We start from the raw sequence: 14946 nt of genomic DNA, 5'->3' as shown, positions 1-14946 counted from the left end.
GCACGCGGGTGTAACGGCTCCGAAACGTAACCGGCGCCGCTCACGTCCCGATCACAAGATCACGACAGCGAAATGAGACAGCCGCGCCTGGCACCTCGAGGGGGTCGAGGTGCCAGGCGCGGCTGTCGTGGTTCTAGGAGGCCTTACTCGTCGCCGCCGCCGTCAGGCAGGTTGTCGTAGATCTTCTTGCAGTCCGGGCACACCGGCGAACCAGGCTTCGGCGACTTCGTCACCGGGAAGACCTCGCCGCACAGAGCGACCACGTGCGTTCCCATCACGGCGCTCTCGGCGATCTTCGCCTTGCGCACGTAGTGGAACATCTTCGGGGCGTCGTCCCCGGTGTGGTCGGTGCCTTCCGGCCGTACGTCGACCTCGGGGAGAGTCTGGGTGCTCACGCGCCCAGGGTACCTGGGATGATGTCCCCTCGTGACCACGCTGCACATCGCCGAAGAAGTAGCCACCGCACTGGCCGAGAACCGGCCCGTCGTCGCTCTTGAGAGCACCATCCTGTCCCACGGCCTGCCCGCGCCGCGCAACCTGGCCGTCGCCGCGCGTCTGGAGAAGGTCGTGCGCGAGGCCGGTGCGGTCCCCGCGACGATCGCCGTGCTCGACGGCGTGCCGCGCATCGGTCTCACCCCTGCTGAGCTGGAGCGCGTCTGCTCCGAGGACCTGCTCAAGCTCTCGTTGCGCGACCTCGGCCCGACCTACGCGCTGGGCCGCAGCGGCGCGACGACCGTGGCCTCGACCACGGCACTCGCCCACCAGGCCGGGATCCGCGTGTTCGCGACCGGCGGCCTCGGCGGCGTGCACCGCGGCGCGCGCGAGACGTGGGACGTGTCGGCCGACCTCGACGTGGTGGCCACGACTCCGGTGCTCATCGTCTGCTCCGGCGTGAAGTCGATCCTGGACATGGGCGCGACCCTGGAGGTGCTGGAGACCCGCTCAGTGCCGGTCGTCGGCTACCGGACCTCGTCCTTCCCCGCCTTCTACCGCCGCGAGTCGGAGTTCGAGGTGCCCTGGCGCGTCGAGAACCCCACCGAGGCCGCCGCCGTGTTCGCCGCCGGTGGTCGCGGCATGCTGCTCGCGAACCCGATCCCCGCCGCGTTCGAGATGGACTCCGCCCTGCACGACCGCCTGCTCGCGGAGGGCCTGCGGAAGCTCGTCGACCAGAACGTCCGCGGCAAGGACGTCACCCCCGTCCTGCTGGAGCACTTCCACACCGCGAGCGCCGGCGTGAGCCTCGACGCCAACGAGGAACTCGTCGTCAGCAACACCGCCGTCGCCTCCGCCGTCGCCGTAGAGCTGTTCCGGTGAGGCCCGTTGTCGTCGTGGGCGACGCCGGTCTGGACGTCGTCGCCCGCCACTCCGGCCCGATCGCCCACGGCGGCGATGTCAGGGCCAAGGTCACCATCGAACCGGGCGGCGCCGGTGCCAACACCGCGGTGTGGCTGGCCGCGTGCGGCGCGTCCCCGGTGCTGGTCGCGCGCGTCGGCGCGGACTCGGCGGGCCGGCAGGTCCACGCCGAGCTGACCGCGGCGGGCGTGCAGTGCGCGTTCGCGGTCGACCCCGACCTCGCGACCTGCTGCGTCGTCGTGCTGGTCGACGAGAACGGCCAGCGCTCGATGCTGCCCGACCGCGGCGCCAACGCCCGCTTCTCCCCCGCGGACCTCGCTCCCGGCCTGCTGGCGTCGCCGGGCGGACACCTGCACCTGTCCGGCTACGTCCTGCTCGACGCCACCTCGCGCCCGGCGGGTCTCGCGGCGCTCGGAGCGGCTCGTTCCGCGGGCTGGACGACGTCGGTCGACCCGCAGGCGGCGGTGCTGATCCACTCCGCGGAGGCGTTCCTGGAGGACGTGCGCGGCGTCGACATCCTCATGCCGAACGCCGACGAGCTCCTGGCACTGACCGGCTCGGCCGAGCCGTCGTCGGCCAAGGCCCTGCTCGGCCACGTCGGCGCGGTGGTCGTGACCACGGGCCCGGACGGCGCTTCCTGGGTGGACGCGGCCGAGCTGGTCTCGGTCCCCGCTGAAGTCACTGAGTGCGTCGACTCGACGGGTGCGGGCGACGCCTTCGACGCGGGCTTCCTCGCCTCCTGGCTGGACGGCGCCTCCAAGCGCGACGCCCTCCTCGGCGGCGTGCGCGCGGGCTCGAAGGCCGTCAGCCTGGTAGGCGCCCAGCCACCCCGCTAGGCGTCCTGCGCCTCGATCAGGTCGAGGTCGCGGACGCAGAAGCGGTGGTGTTCGAAGGTCTCGTTGAGCACCGTGCCGAGGCACCGCCGCACCGAGCGGCCCCTGGCGTACGGCGGCCAGACGTCGTCGTCGGGCACCGGTGCCGGCGCGGTGAGCCGCACGTCGGTGACCTCGTCGAGCCAGGCGCCGAGCTCGGCGATCTGTGCGTCCCGCACGCTCACGATCTCGTCGAGGTCCGGGTCGAGGGAGAGGTCGAGCCCGTGCGCTTCGCGGTAGGGCTCGACGTCCGGCCCGATGCCCATCGGCGTGAACAGCTCCGTCGCGCCGAGGCAGCAGCGGCGGAACCACGAGTCGTGGACGAAGACCAGGTGGCGCAGCGTCTGCGCGGCCGACCACTCGTCGTTGACGCTGCGGCGCTCGATTCCGGGGGTACGGCGGATCCGCTCGATCGTGGCGGCCCAATCGGCCCGGAGCTGCCGCGCCGCCTCGCGCAGATCGGCGGGGTCGTCGGAGCGGATCAGCACCCGCACCGGATGACGCCGGTCGAGCTCCGCCTCGACGTACTGGGTGACCTCGACACCGTTCACCACGAGGTTCGTGACGAGCCCGTCGATGACGGCGTCCTGCATCACGACGCCGATCAGACGGGCCCCGGTCAGGTCGCACTCGCGGAACTCCGCGCCGTGCAGGTCCTCGTCGACGTACCGCGTCATGTCTAGCCGTCGATCACGGTGGTGCTCTTGGGGGCGATGGCGCGGCGCTCGGCCTCGTGCCGGTTGACCTTCTCCGACTTGCGCGGCGGGCGGTCGTTGGCGATCAGCACGGCCATCCACGGCAGCGGGACCGACAGCACGATGAAGAACAGAGCGAGCCACCAGGTGTGCGCGAACAGGGCCGCGAGGATGAGGCACGGGAAGCGCAGACTCATCATGATCGCGTACTTGCGGCGCCGGGCGGCGTGCTGTTCCTCGTAGGACGGGGCCGCCTCGGTGATCAACACCGGGGTGTCGTTCCGGTCGGGACTGCTCACGACACCACCTCCACTCCTCAATGGTCCCACGTCCGGGTGACCGCCGGGACACCCGGTCGGCGGTTAACATCCGCGGGTGGTCGCCCTTGATCGCCTCGTGGACGTGCTCGGCAGTCTCGGCACGCATCTGGCGTGCGCGCCGAGAGGACGCGACGCCGAACTCCGTGGGGTTGCCCTGCATGATCCGGCGGAAAACACGCCGGCGGCCGCGGGTGACGTTCTTCTCGGGCTCGGCACGCCCTCGGTGGCCGCGGCGGCTCGGCTGGTGTCCTCGACGGCGGCCTCGGCGGTGGTGCTGCACGGCAAGCCGCCGCTCGACGAACGGGTCGTGGCCGCCGCCAAGAAGTCCGGTGCTGCCGTGTTGCTCGTGGACCCGTCCGTGCCGTGGGGCCAGCTCGCGAACGTCACGCAGACGCTGGTCAACGGCGGCACGCGGACCGGCGACCTGTTCGGGCTGGCCGACGTGATCGCGGGTGTGGTCGGCGGGCCGGTGACGATCGAGGACCAGCAGTCGCGGGTGCTCGCCTACTCGTACCGGCAGGAGGACGTCGACCCTGTGCGGGTGCAGACCATCCTCGGGCGGCGTGTGCCGGAGGAGGCGCGGCGCGCGCTCGACGAGTTCGGCGTGTTCAGCCACCTCGCGTCGTCGGACGAGCCGATCTTCGTGCCCAAGCTGACGCCACAGCTGGGCAACCGGCTCGTCGCGGCCGTCCGGGCCGGCCGGGAGCTGCTCGGCTCGGTGTGGGTCGAGGTGACCGGGCCGGTCGATGCCGCGCGTTCGGCAGCGTTGGTCGACGGCGCGCGCACGGCGGCGTTGCACCTGTTGCGCTCGCGGGCGTCGACGGACCTCGAACGCCAGGCAGAGGCGGACCTCGTGATCCGGCTGCTCGAACATCCGGAGTCGGCGGACGTCGCGCGGCTCGGGTTGCCGTCGGCGGACCTGCGCGTGATCGCGGTGCAGGCGCACGCGGGCGAGGGCGAGCACGGGGCGGCGGTGCTCGCGTTCCAGCGGGCGACGGCGGGGTTCGGCTGGTCGCGGCCAGGGCGGAGCGCGTTGTTCGGCAATGTTCTGTACACGGTCATCCCGGCGGCCGACGACGCCGTCGACTGGGTGCGTTCACTGGTGCGAGAGCTTCCAGCGGAAGCGACGGTGCTGGCGGGCATCGGCGGTCCGGCGGAGGCGACGCAGCTGCCGACGTCACGGCAGGAAGCCGATGAATGCCTCGCGCTCTCCACCGGTACGCCGGTTGTATACGACGACGCGTGGGCCCAGGTGCTGCTGCATCGGCTCGCCGCCGTCGCCGAGGCCGGTCGACTGCCTACACGTGGGCCGATATCCAATATATTGCGCTACGACGCTGAATACGGAACGCAGTATGCGACGACGTTGAAGGCGTGGCTCGCGGCGCAGGGCGACGTGCGGGCGGCGGCGCGGGAGCTGAACGTGCACCCGAACACGCTGCGGTACCGGATGCAGAAGATGGCGGAAGTGACGCCACTCCCCCTCGACGATCCCGAACAGCGCCTCGCGATGGCCATCGCCCTCCAGATCACGCGCCAATAACTGGAGCGTGAAAACATCTGCACTCGTGCACCCCGATCTCTCCGTTGATCTCTGCGCCCGACTGCGCGAAGCCTTTCTGAACGCGGGCTACACCGCGGACGGCGTCGTCGACGCGCTCGGCCCGCAGGCCCACTCCGCGCTGGGCAGGGGCGAGCCCGAGCCCGCCCGCCGCGCCTCGAAGGACGCCGGGACGCTCGGCACGCTGATCCGCCTGTTCCTGCTCGGCGACGAGGAGCCGGAACAGGACGTCCGCAAGGCGCTCGCCGGAGTGGACGTCGACGACCTCGTCACCAACGAGGTGCTGACGAGCAAGCTGACCGCCGGCCTCGACGTCCGTCCGTACGAGGACAACTGGTGGGTCATCGCCGACCTCGACTCCGACCTGCGCGGCACAGCGGTGCCCGAGGACCACGTGCTCGGCGTCGGCCACGCCTCGATCAGCCTCGCCCGCGCCACCAAGCGCACGCCGGTCGGCACACTGCTCGACCTCGGCACCGGCTGCGGCGTCCAGGCCCTGCACGCCAGCAAGCACGCCGAGCGCATCACCGCCACCGACCTGTCCGAGCGCGCGCTGAGGCTCGCGCAGGGCACGTTTCGCATGAACGAGCTCGACGTCGAGACGCTGCAGGGCGAGTGGTTCGGCCCGGTGCGCAACCGGCGGTTCGACCAGGTTGTATGCAATCCACCGTTCGTCGTCGGTCCGCCGCGTGTGGATTTTGTATACCGCGACTCCGGGCTCGCCGGCGACGACGCGTCGGCGCTGGTCATCCGGCAGCTGCCCGCGTTCCTGAACGAGGGCGGCGTCGGCCAGCTGCTCGCGTCGTGGGTGCACAAGAAGGGCGAGGACTGGGAGGAGCGCGTCTCGAGCTGGCTGCCGCGCGGCGGGATCGACGCCTGGTTCGTGCAGCGCGACATCGCCGAGCCCGCCCTGTACGTGGGCACGTGGCTCAAGGACGCGGGCGTCGACCCGCGCAGCCCCGAGGGCCGGCGGAAGGCCGCGGCGTGGCTCGACTGGTTCGAGGAGAACGACGTCCAGGGCGTCGGCTTCGGCTACGTGACGCTGCGGCGCACCGACGAGATGCACTCCCAGGTCGTGTGTGAAGACCTGCGCCACGCCTACGACGACCCGCTGGGCCCGGAGGCGGCACGGTGGCTCGACAACGTCGCGTGGCTCCGCGCGAATCCCGACCTGCTGGGCCATCGGTTCCGGGTCGCCGACACCGTGCTGCTCGAAGAGGTGTCCGAGCCCGGCGACGAGGGCTGGCGCAAGGTCGTCGCCCGGCTGCACCGCACCGACGGGCCGGGCTGGCAGCACGAGGTCGACGAGGCGACCGCGAAGCTCGTCGCGGGCTGCACCGGCGCGCTCCCGCTCGAGGACCTGCTCGCACTCCTCGAGTTCGCTTACGGAGAAATCGATGCAGAAGCCGCGTTGCCGATCGTTCGTGATCTCATCCGGCACGGAATGTTGATTCCCGCGTGAAAGCGGTTGTGGCGCGCGTCACAGAAGCGAGCGTGGAAGTCGCCGGAGAGATCGTCGGCGCGATCAACGAGCCCGGATTGCTGGTGCTGCTCGGCGTCCACCACGACGACACGGACGGGCACGCCCGCAAAATGGCGCAGAAGCTGCACGGGCTGCGCATCCTCGACGACGAGCAGTCATGTGAGTCGACGGGCGCTCCACTGCTGGTCGTCAGCCAGTTCACGCTCTACGGGGACACGCGCAAGGGCCGCCGCCCGTCCTGGACGGCGGCCGCGCGGCCCGAGCACGCGGAACCTTTGGTGAACGCCGTCGTGCAGGAACTCCGCCAAAAGGGCGCGCGGGTCGAAACGGGACGATTCAGGGCCGAGATGAAGGTGCGGAGCGTGAACGACGGTCCGTTCACCGTGCTCGTAGAGGTGTGACTAAAGGGTTCTCAGCCAATCCTCAGATTACTCGCGCAACGCGTGTGACAGCGGTGACGTCTTCAAGTCAGGAAGTCGGGAACGAATTCGGAATCGGGTTCGTTACCCAGGTATCAGCCAGCTAGCGATGGGATCCCGAGCGGGCCCGCCGCAACCGGCCACCAGGGCGCAGCGCCGCGCCGCCTTGACCGCCACGCGCGACTGTTTGGTCAGGAGAGACAGACCTGACCGACAGTGAAGCGTTGCCCGCAGCAGGGGGAGGGAGATCCATGACCGTCACGAGGATCTCCGACCGTGAAGTCGGAGAGAACACCACCACCGTCGTCGAGCACGAACTCGACGCGCAGGGGCCTGCAGCCGATCTGGTTCGAGTCTACCTGAACGGAATCGGCAAGACCGCGCTGCTCACCGCCGAGGAGGAGGTGGAGCTCGCCAAGCGCATCGAGGCAGGTGTGTTCGCGCAGCACGTCCTGGAGACGGCCAAGCGCCTCACGCCCACCCGCCGCGACGAGATGGGGGAGCTCGTCCGCGACGGCCGCCGCGCCAAGGACCACCTGCTCAAGGCGAACCTGCGCCTCGTCGTGTCGCTGGCCAAGCGCTACACCGGCCGTGGCATGCCGCTGCTGGACCTGATCCAGGAAGGCAACCTGGGCCTCATCCGCGCGGTCGAGAAGTTCGACTACACCAAGGGCTTCAAGTTCTCGACCTACGCGACGTGGTGGATCCGCCAGGCCATCACCCGCGGCATGGCCGACCAGGGCCGCACCATCCGCCTCCCCGTCCACCTCGTCGAGCAGGTGAACAAGCTCGCGCGGATCAAGCGCGACCTGCACCAGACGCTCGGCCGCGAGGCGACGAACGAGGAGCTCGCGAAGGAGTCGGGCCTGTCCGTCGACAAGGTCGCCGACCTGCTCGACCACGCTCGTGACCCGGTATCGCTCGACATGCCGGTCGGCACGGAGGAGGACGCTCCGCTCGGTGACTTCATCGAGGACTCGGACGCGACCGACGCCGAGAGCGCCGTCATCTCCGGCCTGCTGCAGGACGACCTGCGCCGCGTGCTGGCGACCCTCGAACCGCGCGAGCAGGCCGTGATCCGGCTGCGCTACGGCCTCGAGGACGGCCAGCCCCGCACGCTGGACCAGATCGGCAAGCGGTTCGGGTTGTCGCGGGAGCGGGTGCGCCAGATCGAGCGCGAGGTCATGTCGAAGCTGCGCCAGGGCGAACGCGCCGCGAAGTTGCGCGCCTACGCCTCGTAGTCACAGTTCGGCTGTCACTCGTCCGGCAGTATTGACTTGTGACTCAACTCACGGCACGGTCGGGCGTTACCAGACCAAGCGACGCCGGTCGTGAGACAGGTTTCGCACGCGAAGGAAGGTCGGGACGGCCGGGGGCCGCCCCGGCCTTCCGCGTTTTGAAGGCGCTGTGGGCCACGGAACAACGACCCGGTCGGGGATCACACCGGTACGTCCTGTTGATGGCGGTACGGTTTTCTGATCCGAACTGCACACCGTTGGAGTTGTGTACGCCGTGCCCACCACTTTCGAGTACACCGACGTCCTTCCTCTCGCGAAGGACACCGAGACCGAGTACCGCCTCGTCACCTCCGACGGGGTGAAGCTGATCGAGGCCGGTGACCGCAAGTTCCTCGAGATCGCCCCCGAGACGCTGACGCTGCTCGCGAAGGAAGCCATCCGCGACATCCAGCACCTGCTGCGCCCGTCGCACCTCGCCCAGCTGCGCAAGATCATCGACGACCCGGAGGCGTCGGGCAACGACCGCTTCGTCGCGATGGACCTGCTGCGCAACGCGGCCATCTCGTCCGGCGGCGTCCTGCCGATGTGCCAGGACACCGGCACGGCGATCATCATGGGCAAGCGCTCGGAGACCGTCCTGACCGGCGGCGCCGACGAGCAGGCCCTCGCCCGCGGCGTCTTCGAGGCCTACCAGGAGCTCAACCTGCGCTACTCGCAGATGGCTCCGCTAACGTTCTGGGACGAGAAGAACACCGGCTCGAACCTGCCCGCGCAGATCGAGGTGTTCCACAAGCCCGGCCAGGAGCCCGTCTACGAGTTCCTGTTCATGGCCAAGGGCGGCGGCAGCGCGAACAAGACGTTCCTCTACCAGGAGACCAAGGCGGTTCTGAACCCGAAGCGCCTCGCGTCGTTCCTCGACGAGAAGCTGCGCTCGCTCGGCACCGCCGCGTGCCCGCCGTACCACCTGGCGGTCGTCGTCGGCGGTCTGTCGGCCGAGCAGAACCTCAAGGTCGCGAAGCTCGCGTCGGCCCGCTACCTCGACAACCTGCCCACCGAGGGCTCGCCGTCGGGCCACGCGTTCCGCGACAAGGACCTCGAACAGCAGGTCCTGGAGCTCACCCGCAACTTCGGCATCGGCGCCCAGTTCGGCGGCAAGTACTTCTGCCACGACGTGCGCGTCATCCGCCTCCCCCGCCACGGCGCCTCCTTGCCGGTCGGCATCGCGGTCTCGTGCTCGGCCGACCGCCAGGCCAAGGCCCGCATCACGCCCGAGGGCGTGTTCCTGGAGCAGCTGGAGCGCGACCCGGCCCAGTTCCTGCCCGAGGTCGAGGGCGAGGACCTGTCCGACGAGGTCGTCCACATCGACCTCACCCGCCCGATGGCGGAGATCCGCGAGGTCCTCACCCAGCTCCCGGTGAAGACCCGCGTCTCGCTGACCGGCCCACTGGTCGTGGCCCGCGACATCGCGCACGCCAAGATCAAGGAACGCCTCGACGCCGGCGAGGAGATGCCGCAGTACCTCAAGGACCACCCGGTCTACTACGCCGGTCCGGCCAAGACGCCCGAGGGCTACGCCTCCGGTTCGTTCGGCCCGACCACCGCGGGCCGCATGGACTCCTACGTCGAGCAGTTCCAGGCGGCGGGCGGCTCGCTGGTGATGCTCGCCAAGGGCAACCGCTCCAAGCAGGTCACCGACGCGTGCTCGTCGCACGGCGGCTTCTACCTGGGTTCCATCGGCGGCCCGGCGGCCCGCCTCGCCCAGGACTGCATCCGCAAGGTCGAGGTGCTCGAGTACCCCGAGCTCGGCATGGAGGCGGTCTGGAAGATCGAGGTCGAGGACTTCCCCGCCTTCGTCGTCGTCGACGACAAGGGCAACGACTTCTTCGCCGAGACCTCCGCCCCGACCCTGCAGATCAGCTTCCGCCGCTGATCTGCAAGCAGTAGCCACCACCACGGCCGGGCCCGCTGATATATCGCATATCAGTTGGCCCGGCCGTCGTGCTTCCCGACCTTTGCAACAGGTCTTTTGACGACGTCGTCCAAAGAGTCATTGCTAAGGCGCAGGTGAGCGGCTTGGGCGGTTTACATAACATCAGTGAACGGCTAGCAGTACGCTTGTCCTGTTAGTTGGGCGAGCTAGGGGGTCGCGGTGATTCACCACGTGCAGGTGGCGTGTCCGGCGGGTGCGGAGGACGAGCAGCGGGCGTTCTACACAGGGGTGCTCGGGTGGGTCGAACTGCCCAAGCCGCCGTTGCTCGCCGCGCGCGGCGGGTGCTGGTTCGAGGTGCCCGGCGGTGGTGAGGTGCACGTGGGGGTCGAGGAGGACTTCCGGCCCGCGCGCAAGGCTCACCCGGCGTTCGTCGTCGACGTCGACGAGGTCGCGGGAGCTGTGGAGGCGGCGGGACACCCGGTGGTGTGGGCCGATCCCGCGGAGATTCCGGGGCGGCGGAGGTTCCACACGTTCGACGGAGCCGGGAACCGGGCCGAGTTCCTGGCGGGCTAGCGATCAGGCGGCGGACGCGAGGGCATGTGGTGCGCCGCCTGAGCGGCATCGGCGATATGCGATATATCAGCCGGTCTCTTCGCGGGACTCCAGGACCAGGCGGCGGTTGCCCAAAGGCGCGGACAGGCGGACGGTCAGCGGCACCTGGCGGACCTCCTGGGTGCACATCGTGCCCGGAGGCTGCTTGGTGATGGTGACCAGCGTGATCTGGACGACGTCGGCGGACTGGCCCGACACCTCGGCGCGAGCTTCCTTGCAGCCGCCGCCGACGCCGAAGACCTCGACGTCGCGGCCGTCGCCGAAGACGTAGGCCTCGTCGCGGTAGGTGTCTGACAACGATGTCGTGTCGACTTTGTCCTTGGGTACCGGCGTGACGTTGGGCGGGATGACGGGCTTCTCCTCCGAGATCGAGACCGGAGGCTGCACCGGGGGCGCCGTGGAACCTGAGGATCCGGGCGCGGACGTGCCCGTCGTGGGCGCGCCGCTCGACGAACCCGAGGAGGAGCCGGGCGCGCTGGACTGCGTGCCCGACGAGCAGCCGGCCAGTGCGGCAGCCAGAGCAACGGCAGCGACGACGTGTCTCATGCGCACCATCCTTGCAAACCGGGCCAAGGGGCCAGGTGAAAGGAGATGCCCGGCCGACGGGGCAGATGCCGGCCGGGCACCGTTGGGGAAGGGTCTACTTCTGTTCCTGCCGCGACGTCAGCACGACCGTGCGCTCACCCAAGGGGTCGGAGAGCTGCACCGTCAGCGGAGGGAAGCGGATGTCCATCGTGCACATCTGCTTGGTCAGCGGGGTGGTCTCGACGAGCTCGATCTTCACCGCGGACGCCGACTGCTCCAGCACGGACGCGCTGGCCTTCCCGCACCCGCCTTCCTGGGCGAGGACGCCGACGGTCCGGCCATCGCCGACCGTCCAGACTGTGCGCGGATACTCCGGTGTCAAAGCGTTGGTGTCCAGCTTTGTCACGGGTTTGCCGTCCGGCGGTACTTCTCCAGGCGCGATACCTGGCGGCACCCCAGGAGAAGACTCAGAGGGTGAGGTGGCGGTCGGCAACGTCGGACCGCCACCTGCCCCAGTGCCCGCGTTCTGCGCACTGCCACAGGCCGAGATCACCAGCAGCAGGACGCCAGTGCCAACTACGGTTCCTATGTGCCTCATGTTCAGAGGACGGAACCGCCAGCACTAAGGGTTGCAGGGACTTCGCTTCACAGTTACCGCGCTATGGCGGCCACGGCCTCACGCAGTGCTTCCAGACGAGCGGCCGACGCCAATCCGCCGTGGTAGAGGTGGAACTCCTCCACGCCGGCATCCAGGTAAGCCAGCCACTCCTTCGACAGAGCGGCACCGTCCGCGGGCTTCGGCGGCAACCCCAGCACGTACGCGGCGATCCGCGTGTCCGGAGCAGCGGCGCGCAACGCCTCGATACCCGGCACCGCGACCTCGGGACCAGGCCAGCACATCGTCGTCAGCACGTCGATGTCCGCATCCAAGCCACCGGCGACGGTCGCGAACGGCCCGGTGCCCCAAGGGTCCGCCGTCACGTGCATTCCCACCCGGACAGAGGGCGACGCGGCACGAATCTCGGAAACCAGCCGGGACCGCAACGACCGAACAACACCCGTGCGCACGGCACGAACATCCTCCGCGAGCGCGCCCAGCGCTTCCTCAACGCTGGACGCACCGCGATCAACCCCGGCCCGGACCGCTTCACGCAGGGCATCCGGGTCGGCGTACAGGGCGGTGCACGCGGAGCAGAAGCACAGCGACAACAGCTTCTGCTGCACCGCGTTCCAGTCGGTGCCATCGGTCTTCTCGTGGTGCCCGCCGTGGAAGAACCCCAGCGGCCCCGCGGCCTCAAGGATGATCCCGTCCGGCGCACCGAGCTCCAGCACCTCGGACACCAGCACCGACGTGTACTCCACGACGTCGGGCTGCGCGGTGCACAACGCGTACGGGTACCGATCCCCGAACGCGTTCACCACCGTCACGTCCGGGTGCAGGTCACCCAGCCGCGAGTTGTGCGTCAGAACAGTCCACGCGTAAACCGGAAGCCCAGCCGCACGAACCAAAGCAGCCGCCGCGCCGAACGAGTCCGAACCGTCCACCCAGGACGGTTCAGCAGGCACGAGCCGGCCGTAGTTGGACGAACGCACCGGCAGGTAGAAAGCCGCGTGCCGGGCGTCGACGAGACGATGCGACGGGTGCAGAGGAGTCGCCGCCCGCACCGTGTGGTACGACGCGGCAAGGGCGATCGCGTCCACCCCGAGCCCCTGGTACCGCGCGACGGCATCGGGATCCCCGATCAGGTCCCACGGATAAGCGTGGACAACCGACTTCACCACCGGGGACGCTTCCTCTCGTAGCTGGGGTCGAACTTCTGCATGTAGCCCGTGTCGTCACGAGCCGTGATCCCGCAATGGAGGTAGTTCTCCGCCATGCGCGCCAACGCGTCCCGGTCCAGCGACACACCGAGTCCAGGAGTCACCGGCACCGGCACCGCACCATCCACAAAGGACAGCACGCCCGGCTCCACCACCTCGTCGGCGCGGTTCCACGGGTAGTGCGTGTCGCACGCGTAGTTCAGGTTCGGCGTGGCAGCGGCCAGATGAGTCATGGCGGCCAGGGAGATACCGAGGTGCGAGTTCGAGTGCATCGACAGCCCGATCCCGAACGTCTGGCAGATCATGCCCAGCTGACGCGACCGCTGCAGCCCACCCCAGTAGTGGTGATCGGACAGCAGCACCTGCACCGCGTCCTGCTCCACCGACGGCTTCAGGTGCTCGAACGCGACCACGCACATGTTGGTGGCCAACGGCATCGGCGCCTTGGCGGCGACCTCCGCCATCCCGGAGATCTCCGGCGTCGGGTCCTCCAGGTACTCCAGCACGCCGTCGAGCTCGGCCGCGACCTTCAGCGACGTCGCGACGGACCACGCCGCGTTCGGGTCGAGCCGCAGCGGGTGGTGCGGGAACGCCTCGCGCAACGCCCGGATCGCCTCGATCTCCTGCTCCGGCGGGAAGACGCCGCCCTTGAGCTTGATCGACCCGAACCCGTACTCCGAGATCATCTTCGACGCCTGCGCCACGATCCCGGCGGGGTCGATCGCCTCGCCCCACTCGTCGGGCTCCGCGCCGGGGTGCCCGTCCCACTTGTAGAACAGGTAGGCGGAGTACGGCACCGAAGAACGAACAGCGCCGCCCAGCAGGTCGTGCACCGGACGCCCGAGAGCCTTGCCCTGGATGTCCAGGCACGCGACCTCGAACGGCGAGTACACCCGGTCGACCGCGCTCTCCGCGGTGATCTTCCCGGTCAGCCCGTGCTTGTCCGGAGCAGCCTTGCCGCCCAACAACGCGGCGACCCGCGCGTGCATCTCGTTGAGAGCGAAGACATCGAGGCCGATCAGAGAGTCCACAACGGACCGCGAGCGCTCGATGTGCCCGAGGTCGCCGTAGGTCTCCCCCAGCCCCGAAATGCCTTCGTCGGTGTGCACCTCGACGATCGTGCGCAGCGCCCACGGCTCGTGCACGCCGGCCGCGTTCAACAGCGGCGGGTCCCGAAACGCGATCGGTGTCAGAACGATCTCGGTGATCTTCATGCCAACAGCGCCTTACCAGCGGCAATGATCTTGTCCAGGGCAGCCAGGTGCTCGTCGGAAGGATCGATCAGCGGCGGCCGCACACCACCGACGTCGAGACCGTTCGCGCGCACCGCGGCCTTCACCAGGGCAACGGCATAGCCGGGAACCTTGTCGCGCAGCTCGACCAGCGGCTTGTAGAACTCGAACAGAAAGCGGTTCACCAGCTCGGTGTCGCCCGCCTGCACGGCGTTGTAGAAGCCCAGCGAGATCTCCGGCGCGAAGCAGAACACCGCGGACGAGTACAGCTCGACGCCGATCCCCCGGTACGCGAGCTGCGTCATCTCCGCCGTCGGCAGGCCGTTGAAGAACTGGAAAGGCTTGTCAACGTTGGCACGCACCGACAGCACGATCCGCTGCATCTGGTCGAGGTCGCCGATGCCGTCCTTGAAGCCCACCACGTTCGGGATCTGCGCGACCTCGACGGCGGTCTCCGGCGTGAACCGCGCGTTGTTGCGCTGGTACACGATGATCGGCAGCTCGGTGACGCCCGCGACCTCCTTCACGTACCGGACGAGTCCAGCCGCCGGGTTGGTCACCAGGTACGGCGGCAGCAGCAGAATTCCCTGCGCGCCGGCACGTTCCGCGGCCTGCACGAACTGCTTGGTCGCCACGACCGAGCCGCCCGCGCCGGCGAACACCGGCACCTTGCCCGCGGTCGCCTCGACCGCCACCGACACCGCGCGCTCGAACTCCTCCAGCCCCAACGCGTGGAACTCGCCGGTGCCGCAGGCGACGAACACCGCGCCCGGGCCGGCGGAGACACCGTGCTTGACGTGCTCAGCCAGCACGTCGAACGCGATGTTCCCCTCGGTGTCGAACGGGGTCACCGGAAAGAACAGCACACCATCGAGTTGCATACCA

16 protein-coding genes are annotated in these 14946 nt (G+C 69.3%); 8 read left to right on the top strand and 8 right to left on the bottom strand.

Going from position 1 to position 14946, the window contains the following annotated elements; all coding sequences use genetic code 11:
• Positions 1 to 143 precede the first annotated feature (143 nt).
• Positions 144 to 395 carry a DUF3039 domain-containing protein gene (locus AB0M24_RS19630; RefSeq protein WP_363769197.1) on the bottom strand — a complete coding sequence of 84 codons (252 nt, stop codon included), beginning with the start codon at positions 393 to 395 and terminating at the stop codon, positions 144 to 146.
• Between the two features lie 31 nt (positions 396 to 426).
• On the opposite strand from AB0M24_RS19630, the gene AB0M24_RS19625 reads away from it, so the two are divergent.
• Complete coding sequence (locus AB0M24_RS19625) at positions 427 to 1314, top strand: pseudouridine-5'-phosphate glycosidase (protein ID WP_363769194.1); 888 nt, start codon at positions 427 to 429, stop codon at positions 1312 to 1314.
• A complete protein-coding gene (locus AB0M24_RS19620) occupies positions 1311 to 2189 on the top strand; it encodes a carbohydrate kinase family protein (protein WP_363769191.1) in 879 nt (292 codons plus the stop codon). The genes AB0M24_RS19625 and AB0M24_RS19620 overlap by 4 nt, the downstream gene beginning before the upstream one ends.
• Here AB0M24_RS19620 and AB0M24_RS19615 read toward each other — a convergent pair.
• Both AB0M24_RS19615 and AB0M24_RS19610 read right to left on the bottom strand, forming a co-directional pair.
• A complete protein-coding gene (locus AB0M24_RS19615) occupies positions 2186 to 2902 on the bottom strand; it encodes a DinB family protein (RefSeq protein ID WP_363769188.1) in 717 nt (238 codons plus the stop codon). The genes AB0M24_RS19620 and AB0M24_RS19615 overlap by 4 nt on opposite strands.
• A 2-nt stretch (positions 2903 to 2904) precedes the next feature.
• Positions 2905 to 3219: a DUF3099 domain-containing protein gene (locus AB0M24_RS19610; protein WP_363769186.1), complete on the bottom strand. Its 315-nt coding sequence runs from the start codon at positions 3217 to 3219 to the stop codon at positions 2905 to 2907.
• A gap of 76 nt (positions 3220 to 3295) precedes the next feature.
• Between AB0M24_RS19610 and AB0M24_RS19605 the strand changes: the two genes are divergently transcribed.
• From AB0M24_RS19605 to AB0M24_RS19580, 6 genes are all read left to right on the top strand, one after another.
• Positions 3296 to 4783: a helix-turn-helix domain-containing protein gene (locus AB0M24_RS19605; protein WP_363769183.1), complete on the top strand. Its 1488-nt coding sequence runs from the start codon at positions 3296 to 3298 to the stop codon at positions 4781 to 4783.
• 7 nt (positions 4784 to 4790) lie between these two features.
• Complete coding sequence (locus tag AB0M24_RS19600) at positions 4791 to 6263, top strand: methyltransferase (protein ID WP_363769181.1); 1473 nt, start codon at positions 4791 to 4793, stop codon at positions 6261 to 6263.
• Positions 6260 to 6685 carry a D-aminoacyl-tRNA deacylase gene (gene dtd, locus AB0M24_RS19595; RefSeq protein ID WP_363769178.1) on the top strand — a complete coding sequence of 142 codons (426 nt, stop codon included), beginning with the start codon at positions 6260 to 6262 and terminating at the stop codon, positions 6683 to 6685. The genes AB0M24_RS19600 and dtd overlap by 4 nt, the downstream gene beginning before the upstream one ends.
• Before the next feature lie 269 nt (positions 6686 to 6954).
• On the top strand, positions 6955 to 7944 hold the full coding sequence (locus AB0M24_RS19590; protein WP_363769175.1) for a sigma-70 family RNA polymerase sigma factor: 990 nt from the start codon (positions 6955 to 6957) through the stop codon (positions 7942 to 7944).
• A 271-nt stretch (positions 7945 to 8215) separates the two neighbouring features.
• Entirely contained in the window at positions 8216 to 9871 is a 1656-nt protein-coding gene (locus tag AB0M24_RS19585) for a fumarate hydratase (RefSeq protein WP_363769329.1), read from the top strand.
• 219 nt (positions 9872 to 10090) lie between these two features.
• On the top strand, positions 10091 to 10444 hold the full coding sequence (locus tag AB0M24_RS19580; RefSeq protein ID WP_363769172.1) for a glyoxalase: 354 nt from the start codon (positions 10091 to 10093) through the stop codon (positions 10442 to 10444).
• A gap of 66 nt (positions 10445 to 10510) precedes the next feature.
• On the opposite strand, the gene AB0M24_RS19575 is transcribed toward AB0M24_RS19580, so the two are convergent.
• The 5 genes from AB0M24_RS19575 to AB0M24_RS19555 all read right to left on the bottom strand — a co-directional run bounded on the left by AB0M24_RS19575 (position 10511) and on the right by AB0M24_RS19555 (position 14942).
• Complete coding sequence (locus tag AB0M24_RS19575) at positions 10511 to 11029, bottom strand: hypothetical protein (protein ID WP_363769169.1); 519 nt, start codon at positions 11027 to 11029, stop codon at positions 10511 to 10513.
• Between the two features lie 94 nt (positions 11030 to 11123).
• Positions 11124 to 11414, bottom strand: a complete 291-nt coding sequence (locus tag AB0M24_RS19570) for a hypothetical protein (protein ID WP_363769166.1) — start codon at positions 11412 to 11414, stop codon at positions 11124 to 11126.
• A gap of 245 nt (positions 11415 to 11659) precedes the next feature.
• Positions 11660 to 12787, bottom strand: a complete 1128-nt coding sequence (locus AB0M24_RS19565) for a hypothetical protein (RefSeq protein WP_363769163.1) — start codon at positions 12785 to 12787, stop codon at positions 11660 to 11662.
• Positions 12784 to 14043 (bottom strand): glucarate dehydratase family protein, encoded by a 1260-nt coding sequence (locus AB0M24_RS19560; RefSeq protein ID WP_363769160.1) that lies wholly within the window; start codon positions 14041 to 14043, stop codon positions 12784 to 12786. The genes AB0M24_RS19565 and AB0M24_RS19560 overlap by 4 nt, the downstream gene beginning before the upstream one ends.
• On the bottom strand, positions 14040 to 14942 hold the full coding sequence (locus tag AB0M24_RS19555; protein WP_363769157.1) for a 5-dehydro-4-deoxyglucarate dehydratase: 903 nt from the start codon (positions 14940 to 14942) through the stop codon (positions 14040 to 14042). The genes AB0M24_RS19560 and AB0M24_RS19555 overlap by 4 nt, the downstream gene beginning before the upstream one ends.
• Positions 14943 to 14946: the final 4 nt, after the last annotated feature.

This window comes from Lentzea sp. NPDC051838, assembly GCF_040681245.1.
Classification (GTDB): Bacteria; Actinomycetota; Actinomycetes; order Mycobacteriales; family Pseudonocardiaceae; genus Lentzea.
This window is presented reverse-complemented; position numbering and strand designations above follow the sequence as displayed.

What these genes read in the sequence shown, in the direction of transcription:
- AB0M24_RS19615 (WP_363769188.1), bottom strand. Translation starts at nt 2,902, where the DNA reads ATGACGCGGTACGTCGACGAGGACCTGCACGGCGCGGAGTTCCGCGAG.
- AB0M24_RS19590 (WP_363769175.1), top strand. Translation starts at nt 6,955, where the DNA reads ATGACCGTCACGAGGATCTCCGACCGTGAAGTCGGAGAGAACACCACC.
- AB0M24_RS19575 (WP_363769169.1), bottom strand. Translation starts at nt 11,029, where the DNA reads ATGAGACACGTCGTCGCTGCCGTTGCTCTGGCTGCCGCACTGGCCGGC.
- AB0M24_RS19560 (WP_363769160.1), bottom strand. Translation starts at nt 14,043, where the DNA reads ATGAAGATCACCGAGATCGTTCTGACACCGATCGCGTTTCGGGACCCG.
- AB0M24_RS19555 (WP_363769157.1), bottom strand. Translation starts at nt 14,942, where the DNA reads ATGCAACTCGATGGTGTGCTGTTCTTTCCGGTGACCCCGTTCGACACC.